12 protein-coding genes are annotated in these 26262 nt (G+C 49.2%); 3 read left to right on the top strand and 9 right to left on the bottom strand.

Annotated elements, in window-relative coordinates:
- From WCO56_18525 to WCO56_18485, 9 genes are all read right to left on the bottom strand, one after another.
- Positions 1 to 544: PD-(D/E)XK nuclease family protein (locus WCO56_18525; protein MEI7731576.1), on the bottom strand; the 544-nt coding region annotated here is incomplete at its 3' end.
- Positions 541 to 1059 (bottom strand): hypothetical protein, encoded by a 519-nt coding sequence (locus tag WCO56_18520; GenBank protein MEI7731575.1) that lies wholly within the window; start codon positions 1057 to 1059, stop codon positions 541 to 543. The genes WCO56_18520 and WCO56_18525, both read right to left, overlap by 4 nt.
- Before the next feature lie 1111 nt (positions 1060 to 2170).
- Positions 2171 to 8425 (bottom strand): RHS repeat-associated core domain-containing protein, encoded by a 6255-nt coding sequence (locus WCO56_18515; GenBank protein MEI7731574.1) that lies wholly within the window; start codon positions 8423 to 8425, stop codon positions 2171 to 2173.
- A 26-nt stretch (positions 8426 to 8451) separates the two neighbouring features.
- Positions 8452 to 9903, bottom strand: coding sequence for a hypothetical protein (locus WCO56_18510; GenBank protein MEI7731573.1), 1452 nt, complete (start codon positions 9901 to 9903; stop codon positions 8452 to 8454).
- A 701-nt stretch (positions 9904 to 10604) separates the two neighbouring features.
- Entirely contained in the window at positions 10605 to 11135 is a 531-nt protein-coding gene (locus WCO56_18505) for a hypothetical protein (GenBank protein MEI7731572.1), read from the bottom strand.
- A gap of 309 nt (positions 11136 to 11444) precedes the next feature.
- Positions 11445 to 12605: an RHS repeat-associated core domain-containing protein gene (locus tag WCO56_18500; GenBank protein ID MEI7731571.1), complete on the bottom strand. Its 1161-nt coding sequence runs from the start codon at positions 12603 to 12605 to the stop codon at positions 11445 to 11447.
- 205 nt (positions 12606 to 12810) lie between these two features.
- Entirely contained in the window at positions 12811 to 13062 is a 252-nt protein-coding gene (locus WCO56_18495) for a hypothetical protein (GenBank protein MEI7731570.1), read from the bottom strand.
- On the bottom strand, positions 13059 to 19172 hold the full coding sequence (locus WCO56_18490; protein ID MEI7731569.1) for a glycohydrolase toxin TNT-related protein: 6114 nt from the start codon (positions 19170 to 19172) through the stop codon (positions 13059 to 13061). The genes WCO56_18495 and WCO56_18490 overlap by 4 nt, the downstream gene beginning before the upstream one ends.
- An 18-nt stretch (positions 19173 to 19190) precedes the next feature.
- The gene (locus WCO56_18485) at positions 19191 to 21419 is read right to left on the bottom strand and encodes a LamG domain-containing protein (GenBank protein ID MEI7731568.1); all 2229 of its coding nucleotides are present in this window, start codon (positions 21417 to 21419) and stop codon (positions 19191 to 19193) included.
- Positions 21420 to 21444: 25 nt separating this feature from the next.
- On the opposite strand from WCO56_18485, the gene WCO56_18480 reads away from it, so the two are divergent.
- The 3 genes from WCO56_18480 to WCO56_18470 all read left to right on the top strand — a co-directional run bounded on the left by WCO56_18480 (position 21445) and on the right by WCO56_18470 (position 25802).
- Complete coding sequence (locus WCO56_18480) at positions 21445 to 21660, top strand: hypothetical protein (GenBank protein ID MEI7731567.1); 216 nt, start codon at positions 21445 to 21447, stop codon at positions 21658 to 21660.
- Positions 21661 to 22042: 382 nt separating this feature from the next.
- A complete protein-coding gene (locus WCO56_18475) occupies positions 22043 to 23566 on the top strand; it encodes a hypothetical protein (GenBank protein ID MEI7731566.1) in 1524 nt (507 codons plus the stop codon).
- 1048 nt (positions 23567 to 24614) lie between these two features.
- Entirely contained in the window at positions 24615 to 25802 is a 1188-nt protein-coding gene (locus WCO56_18470; protein ID MEI7731565.1) for an AAA family ATPase, read from the top strand.
- The last annotated feature ends 460 nt before the right edge of the window (positions 25803 to 26262 follow it).

Here is a 26262-nt window from a genome sequence, read left to right as displayed (position 1 = left end):
GCCGGACCATTTCGGGATGAGGGGTTTGACCGCAGGTTTTGAAGTCTACGATCCTGCCCCCAGCCCTTACCAGATCCAAGACACCAATTAGCTTAGGCAGACCGTGTTTTTCCAGATCTGCTTCCACTGACACTTCCACTGCTTCCGGCTTTTCATCCTGGGTAATGGGTGTTTGTTTGAAGTAGGTGTCCAATGCATTCCAAGCACCAGCGCGTTCTTTGTCCTCTTCTCCCTCCCAATCAATCCTAGCCTTTGCCTGCTGTTCCTTCCACTGCCCATCGAACTGGGTTTTGTACTTCTCCAGATCGAACGGCTCTTTCTTCCAGCGCGCCATTGACCAGGATTGCAGAACGGCGTGAACTAGACTACCGACGAACAATGCAGCGGTCTTGGGCTTACTGATCTGCAACACGTACCGGAAATAGAACTTTAGTCGGCAGTTGTTCCAGAGGTTGAGCCGGGATGCAGACACAGTTTTAACCAACTCTTCCAACCGATCATTATTCGGCTCAGGAGTTCGAGGTGGTTCGAGTAAGGCGATCATGCGGCAGTTCGGTTAGGGATGCGATTATAGGTCCGGCCGTTTCCATTCCCGTTGCCGTTACCAGGATACTTTTCGAGCAACTCTTTGATAAGCTGACTCGCCTGCATCATATTGAGGTTTTTGACACCTTTACTGAAGCGATCCTGGGCCAATCCTTCGATCTCTTTCTTGTCGAGCTGGTTTTCTTCGACGATTTTCAGGATCAGGTCTTTCTGCCTGGGAGTACATAACCACATCTCAGGTTTTGGCGTAGGTTTGCTCCCATTGCCGTTAGTCTTGCCATTCCCATTGCTTCCGTTGCTGCCGTTGGTCTTGCCGTTCTGTTCAGGTAACCAGCCAACGTCCTGAATTGAATGGTCCACGCTTTCCTGCAACTGATGGTATAGACGCTCGCTCTCTGGCTGAACTTGTGCGAGGTCAATGATTTCGGTTTTGAGGGTAACGCTGAACTGGTGACTTGAATAACCAGCCAGCCCGATTTTCTTGCTATAGTTGGCTTCGAGTATGATAGCCATAATGATTCCTTTTGGTTTAGGGTTTAGGGTTTTGGTTTGGGGTTTGTTTGAGGGGGAAATGAATGAATGATTGGGTTTGGGGGAGGGAGGGGAGATTTGAAGAATAGCCCCCTCCCGCTGCTATATAGAAAGGCCGGGACTCAATAAGCGAATCCCGGCTCAAATTATTATACCAGCTTTTATGTGAGGTGAGTGGGAGGGGGTGGTGGGATTTCGTGTTCAAGTAACCATCCGGCTTGGGGGGGCTCCTAATCATCCATTCTTGGTATAGGGTTAAACTGAAAAGCCCCCTAATACTCGTTTGTATCAGGGGGGGGTAATGGCTTAGGACCATCTTCAGTTCATCATACCATCAAGGAACGGGGAAACTGGGGCGGGAGGGGTTAGTGATGGGTTGGGATTTTATAAGTGAGTGTGCTTACCAATGAGATGGAAGGGTTTGAATATTAATGCACTTTTGAGTGTTTTTTGGGCCACTCAATTAGGTGTCATTTTGTCTGCTATTGGTTGCCGATGTACAAAAATATTTTCCATCATGGTAACTGTTTTTTGGGAACATAACTACCGTTGTAAACAAGCACTTGGGAGTTGGAATTTGAATGCCTCAATTGAGTTGTAGCCCAGTCTGGCAGGCTATTCATAGCAACCGTTTCATACGAAAATGTCACACCCAGATAGTTCGTTATTCTGCTTTTTGCGAACACAATCATCACAGGACTGCACAAAGCAACTGTATTCGATAACGAACTCGAAACCACCCGGCCTTGCGCATTGGTAGAGTTCCATGCAAGCGAGCAGAATTCCCAATAACTTTGTTCTGGATTGATTAAATATAATTCATTGGTTCTGATCACACTGTAAATCCTTTGAGTCGCAGAATTGGAAAGCACTCTCTGAATGAATTGTTGAGGATTACTTTTATTAGCTTCAGAATGTTCGACTGGTAGTGTGGAAAGGACTTCACTAGATGCGATACGCAAACTTACAATTTCCGCTCTAACCGGGTCATATTTTGTATGTCTCGTAGTACACCCAAAGGCCTGCGAAATATAGTAAAGTAAACATACACACACTAGGAATAGACAAAAGCGCACTAATATCTTCATAAGGCTTAAAAACTGATCCATGGTTCAAATGCCGGAATACCTGGAAGGGCTGGACACACATTACCTGGGAATGTCACCACTTTAATGTCCGGACCAAAAATATTTTCCAGTGCTGATTGGAGTGCCGGGGTGCCAGAAGCGCACATTGCAAAATAGATGGTCCCGTTCTTGCACATTTTTGCCTTTATCATAGCAAATAGTGCTTTGGCATTTTGAACGGCTATCTGATTTTGTTTGCTTGGTTTTTTAACAGGACTAACACTGGAATCGAAATCTACATCATAATAGTCCTCGACGTCGCCACCGCTAAGAGGAATTTTCCCCGCCCCAATGCCATGGGCAGTTAATGTAAGAGACCCGATACACGCACCCTTACAACACTCACCGCTTGGGTCGTATTTCTTGTTTTTAAATCTATTATCAAGATCATTTTGAATATCCTTAATGCTTTTAACATGTGTGGCAATTGCCCATGACGACTCGAAATCGTAGGTAATAGCAAGTTTGCAGTCGGAGCGGTTAGCGAATGAAGTGGGGCTCTGCCAGAAATCTAAGCCCAACCAATCAATATGAGTAACTGGATTGTTTCCAATAAACCCATACAGGTTAATGCCCCCTTCTTCTTCAATTGGATCTCTGCTAATCCATCTTCCATCCTTAAAATACCGATATCCATAATAATACAACCTCGTCTCCCAATCATAGTATTTAGTCGCGGCCAGGAAGTTGAATTCGCGAGCCATAGGGCCAGTAGCGCGAATTATGTTATGGAAAGGATCATATTCATATTCGGCCACCACCACACCATCCGAAGCGCGGATATATCGCCGAATGTTCCAGCTTCCATCGTAATCTGCAAGGTAAGTCCCTACATAAGGTCCGGTGTGGAAGATGGTGGCTACCAATCCACCCACTCCTCCAGCCCCTTGCATTGTACCACTCACGTCATTGCCCCATACGTGACTCTTTAGCAGATTCCCTTGGTCATCCCGCTCAGCTATCAAATTCCAACCATTGTACACGAACTGGAGACTGACCGATTGTGTCCATTGGCTACTATCTAAATCCCAGCGATACGATATTTTACCGATGCGGCGGGAGCGGTAATCATAGCTATGACTCACTGCCCGCCAAGAATCAGTCGGGGCATCACCCAGACTCGTGACACTCAGCAAACGGTTCTCTGCATCCCACGAATAGCTGGACCTGCCATCATTGGTTAGGTTGCCATCCAGGTCGTGCATCAAAGATTCGGGGGTCTGAGGTACAAATACATGGCCGGTTACCGAGTGATACAGTTCATTGGTGGCTTGATCCACTGCCGCAACATTGGTAATCGTCAACCATAATGGGCCACTGGCACTGTCACTCGGAACCGCTGCTGCAAAGTAACTGCCTTGTTTAGTCGCTACCTGGCTATTTACCACCACTCGATTAGCGTTAGTGGCTTCGCTTAATACCCATACTTTGTTCGGCACGGTGCGGCTAGTCACTTGGTTCAGGTTATTAACCGTATTGGAACTAGCTATCGAAGGATGGCCCTGGAATGACCAGCGACGATTACCAATGTCATCGAAAAGGTACCCGTATTGCTGACCGGCTACCAGCGAGCCGTCAGACCAGCGGCGAAAAGCATTGGTGACTTGTCCAAGCACATCATAACTGTATCGCCAATTGGAACCGTCTGCCAGCAAAACATTGGTTCGTTGGTTAGCCGGATCGTAACCGTAGGCATAGCGACTGATGGTAGATGAAGTGACATTGGATACCCATTGAAGCCGCTGCAATCCATCAAACGAACGATGGACAGTTAAAACCAGTGTCGTGTTGTTCCGGTATTCGATTTTGTCTGGTTGGTTGAGTAGGGATTGATAGCTGTAGGTGACATTGAGATTACTAGCCGTCACAGTTGATAATCGCCCAGCCGTGTCGTAGCTGTATTGGACGGCGGTACCAGTGAGATTGGAAACACCCATCGCCGTGAGTTGCCCGGCTAAATTATAAGCATTGGTTTGCATCAGCCCATCCCTGCTTTCCGCAGTAATCTGACCAGCATCGTTATATCCCAACTCGTTTACTGAGCCTCCTTGATACACTACGCTTAACCGGCCCTGATCATTGTATTGCAGGGTTAAGCCTGGAGTTTGATTATCATCGTAAGCAATACTGGTCAAATCAGTGCCAGGGTAGGTGTTCAAATCAGGGTCAGTGTAGGTGTAGGTATAGGTGGTCTGGATATTGCGCTGCCAAGTACGAGATGCAACCCTACCTGCATCTGTGAAGGTATAGGCTGGCCCCTGATCGTTGGCATAGCGTTTGTTTTGTACCAGACCACTATCATTATAATTCCAGGTCGTTACGGCTTCACCCGCTAAATTGGCAAAGTTGGTCCAAGTCGAAAGCGTCTTCATTCGGCCAGCATAGTCGTAACTGTAACTGGCTGGGTAAGTGCGAGCGCCCTTATTTACCACTACCTGTCCATTCAGATCGTGCAAATTTGTCACGTATTGGCCATCCGGTAAGGTCGTGCGCCAGACCTGACCCATACTGTCAAACTCATACGAGTTGGTTTGGCTAAGCCCGTTGCCGGTTACTATCCGCTGAGTAACCTGATCGGCATTATTGCGCGTGAGTTGAATTACCGTAGTCCGACCATTGCTGACATTGGTCGAGGCGAATTGGCGGTTGAATTCATCATACGCGAACGTGCTTTGCGCTAGCGGATTACTTTGCGTATCCGTTTGCACCACTGAAACCAAACGACCTTGGCTATAGGTTGCGGTAGTCGTGTTACCGAGGGGATTCACGCTCACCACTACTTTACCGCCAATGTCATCCAAAGTCATTGTTTGTGAAGAACTACCTTGGGTTGTCAAAGACCAAGCCCGTAATCCATTCAGCGCCACTTCATTGGTGGCAACGCACTGTTCACCGTTATTCGAGACTTGGTAGGTGCGAGTACGGCGAACGGTCCAGTTACCACCATCCGACTTGGTCGTGTAATCGGTTACGGTCTTAGTGCCGCGTCCGTTGATAGTGCGGCTCTCATTGTCACCTACGCTGTTATATGTGTATATCGTGGTTACTCCATCCGGGGCTACTTCGGTGCTTAATTGCCCCCAGGCATCGAAGGTGCGGATGGTGGGTTGGGTTTGGCCGGAAACCAGGGTTTTCCACGATTGGCCAAGGGCATTACGCCAGGTCTTGGTCCATTCACTGGTAAGGGTTGTGCCATTGGTGTTTAACTTGGTTTCCTGGGTGTATTCACCATTTTCATCCACGCCATAGTCATAATGCACACCGTAAACCGTGCCAGTGACCGTGTACCATTGACCATCGGGATAAGACTTCTCTACGCGCCAGCCACCATTGGGATATTGTGTGCGATTCAGATGGTAATAGCTGAGTTGACTGTAGCTGGATTGCGTCAAGTTGGTTTGACGATCCCAGGATTCAATTATCCGTCCAGCCGCATCAAGCCGGTTGCTGGACATCATCGCTGACACCGCCCCAACTGAGCGAAACACCGAGCGTACTTGACCAGCAGGAGTGTAATAGTAACCCGTAATGACACCCCGGTTCATGGTCGCCACTACTCGTTTCAGGTCATCCACGGTATTGGTGGTGCCGATGCCTTCGCGATTTACTAACCACGCTAGATTACAGCAATCCTGATAACCTTGGCTCGTGCTGGTGCCATCCAAATAGGTGGTGTAGATCAAGCGCCCAATCAAATCATAGGTCATAATCCGGAGAGCAATGGTCTTGTTAGATTCCTTATCTGTCACCACTTCGCCCAACAGTTGGCCCGCAGGACCATTGGTGGTGATAGTGATGGTGCCAGCGGTGATATTGTTAGTATCCGCATTGTCTGGGGCACCGGAAAGCTGGGTGACAATACGATTGCCGTTGGTGAGGGAGTAGAAATAGACCTGCCGGGTACCATCCGCACTCTCTTCCCGCAGTATTTCATTCACGAATAGCCCGTCAGTGACGTAAATGCGTGTGGTAGTGAGATTGCCAGAGTCCCCTACTTGAGTCACCTGTTCTTGACCAGGAGTATATACATATTGCGTTTGGCGGACCGGTTGATCAGTGAGGTACTCGGTAACGGTGCGTGGCGAATGAGGAGCCTCGGAACCATCATCTCCGGAATCAGCTATGGGCGTGTAATCGTAACGGGTTACCCGGCAGAGAGTGGCATTAGTCGTCAGTCCCTGGGTTTTAAAGCCGGAGAATTCCGCTGCCACAGTGCCGTCAGGGTTATACTGGTACCAATTCCAAGAGCCATCTGGACGAGTGACGGTTTCCAGATAACCATTGGCATCGTAGGTTTGAGCGGTGACCAGATTGAGTCCACTCGGGTCAATGGCTTGCGTCACGACTACCCACCCCCAAGGTCCATTGGTGAAGGTGCTTTGTCCGGTCCACACGGGTTGTTGCGTATTCGGGTCCAGCCGTTGATAGAAGAAGGCAAGGGTTGAACCGCTTTCAGTGCGGGTCAGGCGTTCAAGTTGCAGACCATTGCCAGCAGAGAGTTGCCAGGTATTCGTGCCGAGGTAGTGGTATTCGTTGGTGATAGTGTGATCGTTGCGAGTTTCAATGATCTGGAGGGTATTGTCATCAGTGCCATAGTTGGGATTGCGCACGGTATAGGTAACAAAGGCATTGGCTTGGTAAGTGGTATTGGTGCGGGCAAAGAATTGGATTTGATACTGGCCGTCGCCGGGAATGACTTTGACCTGGCATAGAGCGGCGTTGATTTGCTGTAGTTGACCATTGGCGTCGGTGGTAATTGCAACTTGGTCAGAACTGCCGGCGAAGACTAAATTACTGGGACTATAAAGCGCGGGAGAGGGTGTGGCAGACGGAGACATTGACAAAATTCCACGTTCACCTGTTGCACTTAGTCCACCCAACCCAAAACTGACATTGGGCGATGCGGAATTGAATGAGGAACCGCCAGCATTACCGCTCTGACCACCGACTCTGCAAGTGCTGCATCCACCAGGGCCACCTCCAGAACCCCCGCCCCCACCTCCACCAGCGCTGCCGCCGAAACCGCCATTGCACTTAGGATCTGGAGCTGAGGTAAGCCGGACGTTGGCAACGACGAGTGTGCCTGCGCTGGAAGGCGGGTTGAGAGTATGGATGGCGCTATAGACGGTGCCGTCCGTGCCATCGAGTTGTTCAGAGTTGCTTCCGTTGGTGGTCGTAACTCCGTTTGCAATCAACAAGGTATCCCAGTTAATCGTGTAAGTGGTGCATTTGGCGCTGTTAAAATAGAATTGGTACTCAAGTTTTTGCAGGGTCAATGTCGCCGTATTATTTTCCAGACTGCTATCCAACGAATAAGATGCCCCGCCACCTGATCCTCCCCAACCACCGAGCATTGCTTGATTGAGATCATTTTGAGTCTTAGAGTACAAGCGGGCGATGGTATAAGCATCCGACAAAACCTCTTCATGCGAGGCCGGGGTGAAAATCGCTTTGCTCGCATAACTATTGACGGTGGGGGTCGTCGATGTATTTGCAAAGACATCCATATCCAATGCACCGGGATTTGGTAAAAATTGAGAGCCAGTTAAGTTTGTGTACCCTGAATCTATGTCGATAGTCGAAGTTTGAACGGCATTGCTCATCCGCGGATAAAATTCAATTGAACAAGTGTTGTTTGTGCTAGTGACAGCCGCACTGAATCCAATCCGTGGCGTTATATAGTAAAAGCCAATGGCATTAGTTTCATAGCGTTGGGGATTATCCGGGTAATCATAATGCATGAACATAGCAGCAAGTCGGACTCCGCCATAATTTACAAAATCAGTACTGTTGCTCATGCTTATTCCAGACGCCTCAAAAATGAATTTTCCATCGCAGGCGGTTATACTCCAAGGACTAAAAGCCCCGAGCGTACCACTATTTAAAGGTATGGATGTATTTGTAATATATCCCGATGCGTTTTCAGTGATGGTCTTTATCAAGTACTTGATAGGCTCATTGGTGGGAAAGATAAAGGGATCGAAACCAATCAGTGAACGCGATCTTTGGGCACCGCGAAATTGCACATTGACGGTGGGATTACAACTCGACCCACTTGGCGTTCCGCCGAACTTGGGGTCTATTGGTTGGCCTATCGAATCTGCCAAGCCATTCCCAGGATTGAGCAACATCAGCAAAGCGATGGTCAACAGCTTTGGCAGAATGTATCCTTTGGTTTCCTGTGAGGCGGACTCCATGCGTTTGATCTGATTGAAGTTCATAATTTCCCTTTCCCTAAATCGTTTCCTTATTCCAATGGTGTGAAAATGGTGAGGCCAGTGACGTTGGTAGAAACTCCGATTGAGTAAAGTCCAGGATTGGTGCCCCGCAAATACTCCTGCAAGTTGGTCAAGCCATCGCCATCCAAATCTCCGTTAGCATCATTGACGAATGGATTTAGCCCGTGTTCCAACTCCCAACGATCCGGCATACCATCTCCATCCGTGTCCACATAAACGACAATCCGGTAAAAGTTCACGGTTTCTGTCAGGTTGGTGAGTTGAATGCTGGTTTGATTGGTTTCGCCCCGGAATACCCATACCTGATTCGTATCCCAGCCACTTAAGTTAGGGGTGCCATAGAGGGTGTAGAGGGTGAAATGGTCGGTGTTGGTAACGGTCAGGAACAGGTTGGTCGATTGGTTAGTCGTCACTTCATACACGGGCGATAACAGATAAACATTGGTGCCGTAGTCAACGGTCTCGAACGTGAATTCGCCGCTGCCGGTATTCGTGCCACCCCCTGGATTTCCCGGCCCCTTCTGCATCGCTCTCGGCGCAAAATGTGGTCCACCTATCTGTCCGCCAGTCTTGAGTGCTGCCAGGCGTTGGTGTCGCGCTTGATCTTCCGCTGGTGTAATCGGGCCTAACAGCGCAGCCTTTGACAGTAATTTCCAGTTAAACGCATAGCTATCTTCACCCACGGGCTTATAGAACGTGGCAAGCTGATCGAAGCTTCCCTGAGCCAAGCTGCGGCCTTGAACATCTGAGCCTAAAAATAGCCCGTATCGTTCCAGATTAGTAATTTTGGCTAACGCCCCCATGCCTTTACCCTGCGCAACTGCCTTACCATCAATATAGAGCATCGTGTAATCCTGTGCTGCGGAGTAGGTTATCCCGATTTGGTGCCAGTCATTGCTATACCAGGCTATCGGAGCTTGGAGCAGGTCGGTCATCTCGCCTTTGATGAACACTGCAACTTGAATAGAGGTGCCGTCGGGATTGAGGTATATGGTCCATCCTGCTTCCGGCTGTTCTGCCACCTCAGTCACGGTCAATAACCGAGCATAGTAGCCAATACCTTGCCCACCCATAACCGATGCAGAACTCCAGGAAGGAGCATACCAGAAACGCACAGAGCCATCGGTAAAGGTAGCGTTGAACTTCTTTTCGCCGGCTTGAAGGGGTAGGAAAAAGTATGCGGGCCGATCACCTTTCAATAGCAATGATTGACTCGACCAGCTTTCGACGGGTGTGGCGTTGAGAATGAAGCTATCTTTGGTCTGCGTTTCGGTAATGTGATTGGTACCGAGGTTGTCAAAGCTCACTTCCTTCAACATCCCCGGTTCTGGAATAGGTGGGGTCGCTAATCGTGGGCGGGCATAAAGGGTGGACAGCCCTAGCCAAAGCAACAGGCCAATGGTAATAATACGCGATCCTGCAAGCCATCCGAGCAGGCCAAAGCGACCATCGTCATTCATACTCATACCTTTCATTCCCACCGATATTTTATGGAACGACTCCCACTCCCGTTCCAAGGTGCATTCTGTCGGTAACTTACTCAGGTACGTGCAATCGGTCAAACATAAATTTGTAAAGATATTGTGGCTTTGTCACGTAATTGTTTCTGAATTACCTTCCCTCATATACTGTATCACCGCCCATTATTTTGCCTAGCCTCATTCATCAGCCTATAGTTGCCACCTTACCTCATAAATGGCGTCGAGTTGTATGCCGATGGAAGGGCTGGCTGAATATGTGAGTCGTGGGCTTCAATAATTGGGGAGAGAATATATAGGAACACGGATGATCGGTGTTGCCTGCCTTGAATATATCGGTACGGGATGGCTTGATAGTGGGCAGACCAGGGAATAATCAAAGACAACTTGAAGCTACTAACAATACTGGGTCTGGCTAACCAACCAGCTTGAGGGGACATATCGAATCCTTTCTTGGGTATGGGGTTAAACTGAAAAGCCCCTGAAGCTTGGTTGTATCAGGGGGCGGGGGCAATGGTTTAGGGACCATCTTCAGTTCATTATGCCATCAAGGATCGGGGGAAATTGGAGTGGGGAGGGATTTTAATGCACTGTTTGGATGCCTTGTACGCCACGCAAATAGTTGTCATTTTGCCGGCTATTGGTTGCCGTCTGTGTCGAGGGGCTGAAATCTGATAGTTGATTCAGGAAGCACGTGGTTTCTGTTGCTGTGCGAGCAGTTTCTGCCCTGCTTGGCGGATTTTCTGGGTTGGCCCGTTGCTTGCCAGCACACTAAGGGAAGCTTGCAGTTTGGACGATGGGGGTAACTGCTCCGCCCATTTCAGGGCTAGAGCCGTCCAGTGTTCAGAGTGACTTTCCAAGCCTGTGGAGACGACTTCCTCAAATGGAAACGTTTTTACAAACTCAGTAGATAAACCTTTTTTCTGAAGGTTGTACTCAAACAAGCGGACAAGTTCGTGAATTTCGACTTCCAACACGGGAAGCAGAAAAACACAAGGCTTGCCCTCGCTGAACCGTGTTACTGAGTGCGATGTTGCTCTGAGCCAACAAGCATCTGACGCGATCCCGAGTTCGATATTCGCGGTAGTCACATTTGCTATTGGAAGCCATTGAAGCGAAGCCTGCTCATGAATTTCATGATTTAGACTTGTCTTCCACGCTAGGCCCGGTCGGGCTAATGCTGCCAATAGTCGTTGCTGGAGTTCTTGATTCATTATTTCCCCCAAGGTGTGTGTGTAATATCCACTCCATGCTGTTGCATGAAACTCTGAACGGATCGCTGTGCTCTCTGCGGCTAGACATCATCTGCTCGGAGAACCTCAAGATAACAATCGTTTGTCCTCAACAGTTTAATCAGTCCTTTCTTCTCCAGAGACTCTAATTCTTTCTGAATCTCGGGCTGTTCCAGATCAAGGTTTGAAAAAAGTGGAGTAAGCTTATTGCGAGGCCAACGAACAAACCCATCGTCATAAAACCTCCAAAGGCCACTCACACCAATGCGAATTGCAGATTTAATCTTTTCCTCATTTGCCATAAAGAATAGCTCCTGTTCTACGATCTATAATTCGAGTTGCTTGGATTGGCGATGTTGTCATACGCTGGCAAGAACCACCAAAACCAAAGTCTGGGAAATCTCGCGCTATCGGTTCCAAATGCCGGCCTTGACCGTAGTTTCCGAGAGGCACCTTGATGTTGGAACCGAGTTGGGTCGCATCAAATTCAATCATGATATTACCGTCATGAGGAATTTGTGCTCTGAACGAGCCCAAGGCATCACCCAGATTATCATACGAGAAATAGGTCCCTCTTGGATTTGCGGGTATTGTCCCCGTTTCCAAAAGTTGTTTCAGGTATGGAGCGTCTGAGGACACTAAGCGGTACCCCGTTGTTCCCTCTGCGGCAGCTCCCCCCCTCACACATAAGAGTCTATCAAATGTTTTAACTGCTCCTGCTCCCGCGAGTTCTGCCGCCGCCACTGCGAGGTATATTTTTCCCGCCTCGATAGCCATCTTGACCAAGGGATCACCACCATTACTTTCAACCTGCATCACGAACTGCCCCGTTTCTGTGGGAGGCAGGGGAAGCGGAATAGGGGTTCCCGGTACTGATAGGCTTGGTGGCGCTGGAATAGTGATCGGCGTGAATGTCAGCGTCAATGCTGGCGGGGCATTATTGCCAGCCCCCATATTGTACTGATTGTCTAATCCAAAAGGGTCGCAGAAACTCACCGGATTATTCCGCCCAAACGCATATAAGTTGATTCCGCCAAGCTCCCCAATCGGGTCCGCATTCATCCACCGCTGCAGGCTCGGGCTATAATACCTAAACCCATAATAGTACTTGCCGCTTAGCACGTGGAATTCCTTACTCGAAGATCGGTACGTATTGGCGTCGGCCAAGGAGCCATTGATAAACAAGGTATTGCCATACGGATCATACTGATAACGCGCCACTACATTTTGAAGGGCGTCCACCAGCATGGTGATATTGCCGTTACCATCCGCGTGGTAGCACGCTGAGGCCTGCAAAGCACTGGAGCCCATCCGCCGCATTAAGGAATTATCCGTTTTTGCCAGCAAACCACCAATACCCCCAGCCCCTTGCGATGAGCCGCTGAGATCAAGCCCGCGTGTGTAGGTTAGGTTCGTGCGGGTAAAGGTGCCATCGGTATAAACAGCAGCCATTCGAGGAACAGCCGTGCCCAACTGCGGCTGATATGCCAAAGCGAGTTGCGCCGCGCAAAGCAACCCAAATAACATGTAGCAGAATCGGCTCACGCAATGACTTTACCAAAGGTTCATCAGGAAAACAAGGACTCAGAACTGCCCTGTCTTTGTTAATACATCTTTTTCCAGCGCTTTTTGCCTACTATTGGTCGCCGCCTGGCTTTTAGCTCCTTTCCCGTCGCTTTGTGGTTGGGTCATGGAGCACATGCTCCAGAAAGAATTGGCAGGCATCTGATTCCGAGTCAAAGTATCGAAGGCCAGTTTTTTGACCTCGCTCACTGTAATAAACTTCCCATTTCCCTTTCGCCTCTTGGTTGAGCACATACTGTTCATTTGGTAATCCACCATCTAATGTGAACGCTGCTGAGCAAATGCCCGCTTGCTCCAACTTTGTCTTGAGTTCAAATTTGTTCATGGGTTTATAGGTTTTAGGAAGCCCCGCTTGAGCAGCACATTTACCGAGACTGGTAGCTCGTATTGAACGCCCAATCCTGGTTGTCCAAAACACGGGCTGACGCCACCAGCGTTGACTTCAATCGGTTTCGTAACTTGGTAAGTATTAAATGGCAGGTTCTCTGTTCCAGCACGGAGTGCTCGCGCCTCAACCGAAGTTCCAGCAGGAGACACAAATTTTCCCCCTCCGAATCCATAGCGGTCAACAATCACGCCCGGCATTAGGACTTTTCTTTCAACCGTGCCATCTATAAAACCGCTATTTCCCGGCCACGGTGAACGTACAGGCAAGAGGTTAGCTGTTTCTTTTGCAGCAGAGCTGAATATGCTCGCAAATCCTTCTCCAATGATCGCGAAACCAGGTGCACTAAGCAGATTGAATGAGTCCCCGAGCGCAAGAGTGTAGCCCATGTCTGTGTCGTTCCAATGAGTTCTGCCAATATTTAGAGCCTCAGTAAGTGCCGGATTCCTTTTCTCAGGCATGGTCAGCAATGGATAACTGCCAGGTTCTGCGGCTGACATGGCGGCCTGTGGTGAAGACGCTGCCGACCGCATGGCTGTCGCACATCTTGGATTTGCTTGGGAGAGATAGTTGCCGGTGTCGAATTTGGGATAATACTGCGAGGGCAAATCAAATGAGTACATGCCCCAACCGAAATCTCCCGGTTCATTGGTCAAGCCGAATGGGTCCACATTATCAACCGGGTTATTTCCATTAAAGCGATGGAGGTTTCTTCCTCCCAACTCTCCCAGCGGGTCCGCATTCATCCACCGCTGTAGGTTAGCGCTGTAATAGCGGTAAAGGTAATAATACAGCCCTGAATTCGGATGCCATTCTTTGCTCGAAAAGCGATAATGATTAGCATCGGCCAATGAACCGCTGATGCCAAGCGGATTGCCATAGGGATCATACTGATAACGAGCCACTATATTCTGGATGGCATCTACCAGCATCGTCACGTTGCCATTGCCATCCACATGATAAAACGCTGAGGCTTGCAAGGCACTAGAGCCTACTCGCCGCATCAAGGCATTATCCGTCCGGGCCAGCAAACCACCAATCCCTCCACTGCCTTGCAACAAGCCACTGAGATCAAGCCCCCGAGAATACGTTACGCATGGCACATTGTTACTATCCCGTTCCTGCACCACCAAACTACCATCATAAACATACCGGACTTCATTCGTGAGGAGCCAGGAACTATTCGTCCACGTAAACTCCTTCCCAATTCGTCGCCGCATCAATCCATCATAAACAAATTCACTCTTCCATTGATTGGTGGCGGTGATGCGAATTAGTTGATTTTCATCATCATAATCGAATCCGCGCTGACCGTCGTTGGTAAGGTTTCCGTTCAGATCATACGCAAAACTAGCGGAAGCAGGCACGTTTAGCCTAATAATGTTGGTTGCCCTGATTCCGTTGGTATCTTGGGCAATGGCGGTGAACGTGTTGGTGCCGGTGGATAGGGTTAGATTCGTGCGAGCAAATGAGCCATCCGCATAAATAACAGCCGGCTGATTGTTGACGGTGATGTTGGTGGGAGAACCGCTCACCACGCCCGCGACAGTCAGGGTTCCACTCCGGCTGCCTGAGGTCAACTGATTGAGGCCATCCACATTGAACGTCTGCACCAAGGCATTGTTGGTGCGGTAATTCAGGTTCCCGGCAAGGTCATAAGCGTAGCCGAATTGCTCATGCAGCCTGACAGTATCATCGGCTTCTTTACCAATCGCCGTCTTCAACTGTCCGAGATAATCATACGTGAAATCTACCCGGCGACCATCTGCGCGAACAGTACTCTTGCGTTGACTGGCATCGTTGTACTCGTATCCGTGGGCATTGAGCACACCCGCAGTACCAATCAACGCGGTATTGGTCAACCTGGCTAGGTAATCGAAGGCATTTGTGATATAAGCCCCGTTGGGGTTTGACAGTTTTCTAACCAATGAGGCAGCGACATTGGCACCACCAAAATCATAAGCGAACGTACCGACTGGAGAAGTCAGCGCCTGCAATCGGTGCATAGCGTCCCAGGTGTAGGTTTGTGTCCATGCCGGCGCATTGGGTTGCTGGAGGGATAAGGTTTGCCGCTGGCGATTGGCGTAGCTTAGCGTAACGGTGTCATTGTCCCAAGGGCCGTCTTCAGAGGTTAACCGGCCCATTGGATCATACACAAACTGTGAAGTCCCCGCCACATCCGACATGGATTGAAGCCGGTTGAGTGCATCGTACGAGTAACTAATCGAGGTGCTGGATGGATGGGAGACAGTCAACAGGTTGCCACCCGCATCACGCGTATAGGTGGTCAATCCCTTGGCAGGGGTCCAACGGGCGGTCAATTGGCCGTTGGCATCAAATGCGTTGGTGAATACTACAGCACCGCTGTTGTTGGTTTTGGCCAGTACTTGCCCATAAATATCATAGCGCCAGTAAGTTTTTTGGTTGTTTGCATTCGTGAGGACAGTCAAATCGCCTGCGGGGGAATAAACATAAGAAGTTTCGTGGGAATTGGCATCCATGGCAACTAATAGCCTGCCAGCCGGATCACGGTAATAGTATGAAGGTTGACTGAGTGGATCGTAATAAATAGCCAAGCCGGCCGTGGAATACTCAAAACTCTCTTGAACGCTTCCTGCTAGAGTGCGAGTTCTGAGGCGATGGAGAACATCGTAAGTCATAGAAACGCCAATCCCGTTGGCACTGACCACATTTAGCGGGCGATCCAAAATATCATATTCAATCAGGAAAAGTCGGCCAAAGGAATTTGAAGCGGCCACCAGCAAACCTTGGAGGTTGTAATAGTTGGTGACACTGCCTGAACCGTCGCGGGTAATTTGCACACGGCCAAGAGAGTCGAACTGGTTCGTGGTACTGGTGTTATCCGGTAATACTACTTGGGTCAATCGCCCAGCAAAATCATTGGAATAATGGATTGAGTCACCAATTGCATTAATGATGGATTCGAGCGAACCACAATTACAATAGGAATAACCGGTAACTTGGTTCAAAGCGTTGGTTTCAGCGATACGTTGGCGCACGGGATTATACAAATATCGCGTCCAATGATCCAACCGGTCCTTAGCTCCGACCACATCCAGCCAATGATAAACGTTGGTGGTATAGGTGTTGTCAGGGTAAGTCACGGAAACTAGGCGTTCCAGGTTATCGTATGCCAGGCTGACGGTAAGGCCACGTGGATCAGTGTGGGTTTTAGGCAGTCCATGCTCGAAGGTAAAAAGGTTGGTGCGATTGATCTCTAAATCAACGACTGCCGTGGGGTACCCGGTGTTGGTGTCGTACTGGTACTGGGTAGTGAGTCCCGAGGGTATCTGTCGTTGAGTAAGTTGATGTGTGTTGGTGTTATATTGATAAGTGGTCACCTCTAAATTGGCGTTGATGCTAAAGCGCGGTTGGTGATCAGCGTTATAGTAAGCAATCAGATCGGTGACACCATCTGCCCGGATGTGCTTGACCAAATCAATCCCATTGGCGGCATATTCATACGTCGAAGTCCGCAATGAAACGGAGCCAGAAGCATCCGACCACGGTTCGGTTTCGGCTACCACCAAGCCATAAGCATTCCGTTCGGTTCGTTTGTACCAGGTTCTTCCATCCGGCAGCACATACGCAGTCATCAGCGGTAAAATCTGGGTCCCTTGAATACTTGAGGTCGGTTTTCCCTCATGGTCATACCAGGTGATTTGCCCCAAGGTCTGCCCATCGGGACTGGCGGCACGTTCCATGGCCAGGGTTTGGCTGACGACATTGGCATTCGGGTGTTGCAGCCAATGACTCAGCTTGGCTTTCAGATAATCATTCGAGCTTAGGTTGAAGACATTGGTGGTGGAGAGTTCAGGATATTGCCGGGCGTTCCAGTGAAACGTATTGCGCGTGTTGAGATTCGCGGTTTCAAAGGTGGTGAGAAAATCGGTGACCACAGGCACTAAATTGGAACTATAACTAGCGGGCACTGGGTCAGGGCCGCCATCTCTGCGCAAATATAAGTGCTGGCTTTGGTCGGGCCGGGTGACCAGGATGGCCTTTACTGTTTCGTTGGCGTGGTTGGGATCGGCACCACCAGTATAATCGAAACGGGTGACCCCATAAGGCGTGGCGAGTGAGGCAACTGCGCCGCTGCTACTATAGCCGATGCCACTGGAGATTTGCACCACGTCCGTAATGTTGGTCAAACGCCCTTGATTATCGTAGGTAAACGAAGCGGTGCGCCCGTATGGATCGGTGATATGGTCAATCAAGTTGGTGTTGGCAACGTAGGTAACGACATTAGTGAGACCATCGCCGTCAATCACATAACGCAATAGTACGGCAGAACTGTTGGTGTATTGGAAGGTAACGGCCCGGCCTTGCGGGTCCTGGTGTTTGGTAAGGTAGGTTAGACCGTTGGCGGCGAACCCATACACCAGCTTGCTGCCATCACCAAACTGCACCTCATACCAGGAATTACTTTGCGCGTCCGAGACCATATCTAGCCGAGCATTCAGTTCATAGTTCCAACGTCCCGTACACATGAGCACATTGGCACCACTAGGCAGATACACTTGATTAGTCGGCCCGGTGCCTTGCATGAAGGACAGCCAGGAAGAGGCCCAGCCAGTACCCAAGCTAAAGACGCCAGGGTTGCTTCCAGTAGTGCCATCCCCTTGCTGATAGTGAATCGTTAGTTCAACCCGTGGTCCTTTACTAGGGTTATAGCCAAAGGGGGTGTCGTTCAACCACAAGTTGATTTGCGGCTCCGAAACCGCCCAGTTCATCATGCCGTGACAGTTATCACAGGGCGGTAAATCAGTGTTGGTACTGGAAACAACTGGCTCGGGTGTAGGGGTAGTGTCAAAAAATGGCTGGGCGACCACGTATACGGTTCCCAGGTTCCATTCTCTTATCAACATCTCTATGTTACCCAAATCAGGGCAAGTATCTTCATAAGTTAATGGTGAGGACACATCTCCATATATGCGTGACACAAAGTTACTCTGCGCATTAAAATTCGTAAAACAATGCCATTTACTATCCACGGATACCGGCGATGTTGGCACCCCATTATAAGGGTAAGTGGAGTAATGTATTGAACCAGGATAATTATAATCATAATTATACATGTAAGTGTATAAAAATGCTGTGTTAGTATATCCATTTAAATTTATCGCTATGCGTCCGCGTGTCGCTGACATAGAGCTAACATAATAGCATTGTTGGGTGCCGTAGTCTGTTTCTATGCCGGAATAAATCCTATATGCAACGCCTGGGGACCAAGGTGTGTACCCGTTTGGATAATCAGTGTCCCATAAATTATGCGCTAGCGCATAATAGAATGCGTTGCTAGTACTATTCTTCAGCACATTGCAGTCATCCAGAATATCACCTGAATAGTTTCTGGCAGAAATATACTCGACATCCGGGTGATTATCGTCAATGCCGATAAATGTCGGATACGACAGCACAAACTTCAACTGCATAATATCATTTGAGATAATATTAAAATAGGTTGGATAATTCGACACGGTGACCACACTCGGATCAATATACGCGATGTATCCGGGCATATTAGTATCTTCAGTCTGGTAACCAATGGTTAAATAAGTCCAATACTGGTTGGTCATTCCTTCCAGGTTATTGGTGCCGTTAGTGGTGGCCACGAACCAATTATGTGCCCAACTGTTGAAATAGTTTCCAACCAAGTTTTGAACCAATAAAGTCATCGCTTCAGGTGAGCGATCAGTATAATAACCGGTGGCAGGAAATGCCGGGGCATTACTATAAACACCTGTGCGTGACGGCCAGGAAAGGTATGTGCCATAAGTGTAGTAATGCCGAGCCTGAAATTCCCGCTGCAACGTTTCGATGTCATAGGCCACAGTGGTCGCCGCCCGCAACTGCGTGGCGAAGGACAACCACACAACCGCCAGCAACAACAGCCCACCCATTTTTGTAGCCGTCGAGGTCAGGAGCCGGACCATTCCGCACTCCGCGCTCCGCACTCCGCATTCCGCACGGTTGCTCAACTCGCCGTTATTCGGTTCCTGTCCCGTTCCTTGATGTTCAGTATTCATGATGTATATCCTTGAAGATTATGGCGCAAAGCTATTCGCGTTAGGGTAGGTAATGCGGATGGCCAACCCGGAGTTCGTTGCCACCGGATTTGTCAGTAAGTGTCCGTAAGTCTGCCACTCCCACCAGTCAGGTATCCCGTTATTGTTGCTATCAAACGCTGGGTTGCGGAACAGGAAGCTCACATAATCGGCGGCAATGGTCGTTTGATCCAGCGGGTAGTTGTATAGTTCCAGTTCATCCAGCAAGCCAGGCAACGGACATTGGCCAGTGCGATCATTGCCAATAGTCAAACCTGCAGCGCGTTGGGTAATCGTGGGAATATACGTGACACCCATATTTGTGGCCACCAGTTGCGCGTCCACATAAATTTGGCTGGAAGTGCGATTATACGTCAAAACCAACTGATGCCAGATCGAGTTGGACCAGGCAATAGCAGCCGAGACATTGGTTTGATTGGTGCCATTCTGCGAGGTGCTAAAGCATAGGTTCGTGCCATTGCCGGTAATACCCAGCTTCCAATCGTTGGAACCGTCGCCGGTCTGGAGCAACACCATATTGGAAAGTGTCCCGCTCCACTGTGGCTGAAACCAACAACGAACAGTACCTTGTTGGCAGTTTAGGTTCGCGGTGCCTTCCGCCGGCTTGAGGTCCGCATACGCCACTCCATTGGATAGGCCCGCCGCGATACGCAACGCGTTGGTGGAAGCGCCATTGGTCAAGGTTACTCCACTGGCATAGGTTGGCAACTGTCCCTGTTCACCAACCCAATTCGTAGAGTCAAATCGCCAGGAAGCCGTCAATAGGTTCGAGACGCTGGCAGGATCAAATGGATTCGCCCCAGCCTGGTATTCCATCAGGTTCGATACCCCATCGCGATCTGGATCAGCATTCAGTGTCGAGGCGTTTAGCAACCCATTGAACCAAGTGAACTCCCATGCATCAGATACGCCGTTACTATTGGCATCGGAATTGCCATGACTGACCAATTGTTCAAAGGCATAGCTGAGAACATGCCCATTGGTGGCATTAGTCCGCCCAACAATGAAGAATTCATAGGCCAGCCCCGCATCCGCCAGCGTCAGGTTGGTTTCTCCCGGCGCGGTGCGTAATAACCAAGTCCAGGTGGCGCTGGCAGCATTGCTTGGCCCCAAAGTACTCGTGCCATACAGATCATATACCCCATTGGTTTCCCCGCCGACAATAGTCAGGGCAATGCCATTGGTATCGTACACTATTTTGGAAAAATGCAGAACGTTGGTGTCATAAGGAAATTCCCAACTGCTATAGAACGGCATGTCGTTGGTAGTGCTACCACCGCCACCGCCGGGTCCGGGATCGGGCGGCGATGGCCCTCCTTCGGCGCGCTGCGGTCCATGATGACGCCTCAAAGTCCGATATTGTGCTATGGATTCCTGAACGCTGATCGGTCCCATGGCTGCCAACAGGCTCTGCGATTGATAGTCCCACCCGAACTGTGCTTCCGTGCAGGCATACGGGAAGAAGTAAATTTCATCCAGTTGCCCCTCGATTTTCTCCAACCCGCCCGGATTTGAGCCCAGAAAGCACATCCAGTTATCCAAGTCGGTTGGTTGGGCTAACGCCGGCAATCCCAGGCCAGTAGCGATAATCTTACCGTCCAAAACCAGTAACGTGGCTTCTGGACCGTAAACCAGCCCCAGTTGATGAAAGACATCCTTTTCCAGAGCAACGGTAGCATGAACGATATCCACCACCCGACCAGCTTGATACGCGCTCAAGTAAACGGTGTTACCGTCCGGATCGAAGTACAGCGCAAAGCCAGTTGGCGTCTTCGTATTCACGTGTGCTATCTCTAACAGACGAGCATGAGTACCAGAACCTTGACCACCTAGTGAAGTGCTGGACCATGCAGTAGAAAACCACAAGCGAATGCTGCCGGTGTTGGGTGAGAAGTTGGGCCGTTTGCGGGTTCCCTGGACTGGGATCATGCAATGGGAAGGCGTCTCACCGGCCATGAGCAAAGCCGTACCGGACCAACCTTCCACGAACTGTGCCGACTTTAAATAAGCCGTGCCGGAGACCGCATCGGCCACAAAGTTGGTCTGCTGGTCATTGGCTCGGAATATCAGGGACTCCCCTTCAGGCAGGGTTGGCCGTGCAGGCCTGGACTTGGCGGTGGCATCAAAAGGCAGACCGGCAATGGATAGACAGGCGACCACGTAAATAAGTCGAAACCCTTCCCGCACTTGGTTCGTATATGTATTCATAATTCCAAATGATTTCCCAGCATCAATGCACAAAGATTATTATCCTTGCGCTGATGATCCATGGGTACAGCAAAGCGGGTATGCAGTCAATAAGCTTTTCAACTCTCAAGTCCTTCTCGAAAAAATGCTGCCTAATGAAGCGCTGAATTTGACCATTCGTCAGGTATCGCGGCAAACCCTTGGTGCGAAACACCCAAAGAGAGGCAGAAATCAATATCTGCCAAAAGAGGTTGCAAGCTGATAAAGGAGCGAAGTCTATCAATACTCACCCGGAAAGATGTCGCTGAGCCGAATCTTGAGCTTGGCTATGACTCGGTGCCAGTTAAGGGAATACGTCGTGAATATCCACCTTCAACCGGTCACAAATTTGCTGCAACGTTTTCAAGGTCGTGCTCTGTTGGCAATTCTCAAGCCGAAAGAGGCTGGAAGGGGTAATTCCCAGTTTCCGAGCAAAGGCAACATAAGTGGCATCACCGCGTTGTTTGCGCAGAAATGCCGCCAAGTTCTTGTCCAATGTTTGACGCATTGGATAAACGTGCATAATCCGGCATTCCTTTTGCGGAATTATTTGGCTTGCGCGATTTCCTTAAAAGGAATATAAGTCCATTCAAGTAAAAATAACTATGAAAGCTATGAAAGCGAATGGGCAAGAAGATAGAAGCGGGCCAACACCAGACCTCGTGATAATCCAAAACTGGGATGGCAATAAATCAACGAGCTTTCTATGCAGACCAAGGAATCCGGCAAATATAATACTAAACTTTTTAAGCTTGGTCGTGCTATGGGCAAATCTACTGCAGCCTGGCACAATTGGGGCTCAAACGCCAATTAGAGTAGCCGCAGGAAGAACCCATAGTCTGTTTCTTCTGCAAAATGGTAGTCTTTGGGCTGTTGGTTTTAATAATTATGGGCAGCTTGGCGATGGCACAACCAATAACTCCAATCGTCCTAAATTGATTGAACCTGGCGGTGTGAAGTCAGTGGCGGCAGGGGACTATTACAGCTTATATCTAAAAAACGATGGAACCGTCTGGGCGATGGGTGAGAACGATGGCCAATTTAATGGCAACACTTGGTTTGGAACAAATATGCCAGTTCTAGTAGCCAGCAATGCAACGGCTATTGCAGCCGGACACAATTATTGTTTCTATATAAAAACCGATGGCAGTCTTTGGGGGACGGGTGGCAATCAATGGGGGCAATTGGGTGATGGTATCTACCCCTTATCATGGACCAATCAGTATGAAATGATTGTGGCTAGTAACGTCACTGCAATTTCAGCTTATACCGGACATGCCATGTTCATAAAAAAAGATGGCAGCTTGTGGGGCATGGGGGAAAATCGGTTTGGGCAATTAGGTAATGGCGTATATTATACCCTAACAAACACCCCTACAATGATTGTATCGAAGGGCGTTACCGCTATTGCGGTCGGGGCTAACCATAGTTTATTCTTGAAAAACGATGGCAGTTTATGGGCAATGGGGGTTAATGATAGCGGACAGCTAGGCGGAGCTTCGATTAACTATGGCGGAACTTTATGCGCAAACACACCTGAATGTATTGCAGGTGGGGTAATTACTATCGCTGCTGGCTTTGATCATAGTCTCTTCATTAAAAACGATGGCAGTTTGTGGGGAATGGGTTACAATTACTATGGTCAATTGGGGTTGGGATCTGCAGGAACATATGCAAATCAAAGCAGCCCGATTAAGCTCGTTGATTCTGGGGTAACTTCAATTAGTGCGAACCAGCGCTATAGTATGTTCTCTAAAACCGATGGAAGCATATGGGGAATGGGGAACAATGATAACGGACAATTGGGAACAAACTACAACTACTGGAATCTGCCGACTGGTGGAGGCAATTATGCAACCAACAATTCACTGATTCCAACACGGGTTGCCGCTGGTCTCCTTCCAAGTCAAAATAAAATATCCGGACAGTTGATATTCGGTCGCAAAGTTCGTCTATCATTCCTTGGTTACGAGGGCTTAAAGTATGCTCTAGATCGTTCTTACAGTTTGACGCTTCCAAATTGGGTTGGCCAAGCTACCAACGCAGCAGGTGTCGGTGGTACCTTGCTGTTCACCAATGCCCCCACCACCAACCCTGTTGTCTATTATCGCACAAGATATATCCCTTAGCGTGGTAATCATTCCAACAGCACCAGGTTCAAACTTAGCCTCTAAACGGAATTGCGCTGAACGTAGCCTTGCGTAACCACCCGCCTCCCCCAGTATATATAGCTGGGCGGCAATGGTATAATAATATACAGCAGTTCGATAGCTGCTATCCCCTGCTTCTATACAATCCATCCGCTCCGCTGAACACACGATACAGGTCCCATGCGCAATCCCGCACCTGTCGAGTGTTCAGCACCCTTCCTAACCACCCCTCCTCAGCACTGTTTCTCTATGCTCGCCTAGCTATGATCTTCAGGGATCGTGGCTAGCGCTGGAGCGATGGTGCTGGGGAGGGGCATGGCAAATCCCAGTTTTAGCTATGAGGAGGGTTGGGGCTGGATTGTGCATTGATGCGATTACCGCTAGTCTATGCCCGTTGCCATATTCGATCATGCCGCAAAACAACGAGACAAGGACGGTTCACAGAGCTGGTTCGACGTGCAATTTTCGAGCTAGTCCAGTTAGTCCAGTCCACGGCAAGACCAATTTTAGTGCCATTTGCAACATACTGCCAATGTGCAGGTTACAACTTGTCCAGTAGTCCGGTCTCTAATAAAGAGAAAATCCGGACCAACCCATCCAGGGAGAGATTCACTTATCTCTCTCTCCCCTGTCTGGTCTTGAATTAAATCAGACTAAATCTTTCACTGGACTAACAACATAAACGGCATCACTGGCATTAACGGCATCGGTTCAAGGTCATCACTCGACTATTTTGCGGCATCATTAATTTGCTGCTTTTGCTATTTATATATTGCATTGATTTAGGTTTTGTGCGAAATTACTAATGTAGACAGGAGCAAAACTTCAAAACCTTAGCAGCAGCAGTGGACGTTATCACCATTGCGAGAGTATTCGTATGCGCGCGTTCGTATCAATAACAGGTTTTGAGGCTGACACATCGCTAGGCTTGATACACCTAGTCATTCGCGCTGCATGTTACTCCAGCCGTCTTGGCTGTTTTTACCCAGATGTGTCGGCCTCCTAATTATATCGTATCATGAGTAACATGACTGACACTGAACTGCGTACGGAATATACACGCCAAGCGCGCACTAAACTGATCCACTACGCCGACGCCCATACTCCGGAAGGATTGAAACTTCGACTACTAAACCTGATTGACGAGGGGACAATCGAGTTTACCGACATCGACGAAATCTGCCGGGTAAAACCTGAACAATGCGCCCAGACGAACAGTAACTTCGGGCTAGGCGAACTGGACGATAACCGCGATTTGTTGATCCGCGATATCCACTGCAACCCCGACATCATTGAAGGAGTGCTCAAGTCCGACACGACCGGCATGTTCATTGGTGCCAGCAAAAGCTATAAGACCTGGCATTTGATTCGGCTCGCCTTGTGTGTCGCCCATGGATTGCCGTGGTTCGGTATGGTTACCAGGAAAAGCAAGGTGCTCTTCATCAATCCTGAACTGATTTCCAACGAATTCCAGAGCCGCGTGCAGACGGTGGCCAGAGAATTGAACATCACGCACCTGGATCATAACAGTTTCAAAAGCCTTAGCCTGCACAAGCGCAACATACCCCCTGACGATCTGATGGATGCGATTGAAAACGTTGTGACCCGCGACAAATACGAATTGGTGATTTTGGATAGTCTATATCGCTTGTATGGGCCGCGAACGGATGAAAACAGCAATGGCGATATGCTGCGCTTGCTTACTCGTATGGAACAGATGATCAGCAATCCCAACAGTGCGATTATCTTCAGTCACCACTCGCCTAAAGGAGATCAGGCTAGCAAACGCAGTATTGATGTGGCGGCCGGTGGTGGGGCGCTGGGCAGGTTTGTGGCGACGTGCATTACGACTCGGATTGTGGATGAGGATGCCAAGCGCTATAGCCTAGAATTCACGTCCCGCTATCATCGGCACAAGGATAGCATCGGGCTAGTGATGAATGGCCCTGGCGCAACGTTGGATACCGCCTTTAACAAGACTGAACTCAATGGCAATAGTCAGTATAATAACCAGGCTATTCTCAATATACTAGCAACCGGAAGTTATACCGCCTCTAGCCTACAGAAAGCGGTCAAAGATCAAACTAGCATGAGCAAATCCGCCTTTTATGAAAGCTATTGGCCGACTATCCAGAATGTGGATGGTGTGACTTGCGTAGATGGCAAGTTCACCTACGCAAAGCCAAACCCGGCCACTGCTGCCATAACCGGTTGACCGCGCCACATCCGGGTGCCAGCTCTGCAACTCAAACAAACTAGCACCCGGTTCAATAGTAATAGAGGTGAGCTGGACTATGAATATATATGGCAAAGCTAACTATATAATTACGAGGCCAGCAATAGGCGCGCTGAACAGCCATCACCCGCGTCCGCAGCGCAGCTTAGGACAGCACAAGTGGAGCAGCAGTTTCCGATTCTCTACGAAGAAGGAGCTATGAAAGCGATCTTCCCATTATTACTCCCAGTGATTTTCCCAGGGTTAACTACTGGGAACATCCCTTGAGAAGATGATGCTCCCACCCCCCTATTCTCTATAGGGGTGGGAATATTACCTCTGGTCAAATCAAGGTCATTTCGGCACTGGGAAGATCGCGACGCAAAAGTGAACATTTTGAGAAGACTTGGCAGGTGTAATATTTGAGACTCCTTAACTACAACTAACAACGCGACAGTAA

It is taken from the genome of Verrucomicrobiota bacterium, assembly GCA_037139415.1.
GTDB lineage: Bacteria > Verrucomicrobiota > Verrucomicrobiia > Limisphaerales > Fontisphaeraceae > JBAXGN01.
Note: the sequence above shows the minus strand (reverse complement) of the source record. Positions and strands in the feature narration are given on the sequence as shown.

Bases quoted from the DNA above. Each gene is read 5' to 3' on its own strand.
- WCO56_18500 (MEI7731571.1), bottom strand. From the start codon at position 12,605: ATGGCTGCTGTTTATACCGATGGCACCTTTACCCGCACGAACCTAACC.
- WCO56_18490 (MEI7731569.1), bottom strand. From the start codon at position 19,172: ATGAATACTGAACATCAAGGAACGGGACAGGAACCGAATAACGGCGAG.
- WCO56_18470 (MEI7731565.1), top strand. From the start codon at position 24,615: ATGACTGACACTGAACTGCGTACGGAATATACACGCCAAGCGCGCACT.
- WCO56_18480 (MEI7731567.1), top strand. From the start codon at position 21,445: ATGCACAAAGATTATTATCCTTGCGCTGATGATCCATGGGTACAGCAA.
- WCO56_18515 (MEI7731574.1), bottom strand. From the start codon at position 8,425: ATGAACTTCAATCAGATCAAACGCATGGAGTCCGCCTCACAGGAAACC.
- WCO56_18485 (MEI7731568.1), bottom strand. From the start codon at position 21,419: ATGAATACATATACGAACCAAGTGCGGGAAGGGTTTCGACTTATTTAC.
- WCO56_18475 (MEI7731566.1), top strand. From the start codon at position 22,043: ATGAAAGCTATGAAAGCGAATGGGCAAGAAGATAGAAGCGGGCCAACA.
- WCO56_18495 (MEI7731570.1), bottom strand. From the start codon at position 13,062: ATGAACAAATTTGAACTCAAGACAAAGTTGGAGCAAGCGGGCATTTGC.
- WCO56_18510 (MEI7731573.1), bottom strand. From the start codon at position 9,903: ATGAATGACGATGGTCGCTTTGGCCTGCTCGGATGGCTTGCAGGATCG.
- WCO56_18505 (MEI7731572.1), bottom strand. From the start codon at position 11,135: ATGAATCAAGAACTCCAGCAACGACTATTGGCAGCATTAGCCCGACCG.
- WCO56_18520 (MEI7731575.1), bottom strand. From the start codon at position 1,059: ATGGCTATCATACTCGAAGCCAACTATAGCAAGAAAATCGGGCTGGCT.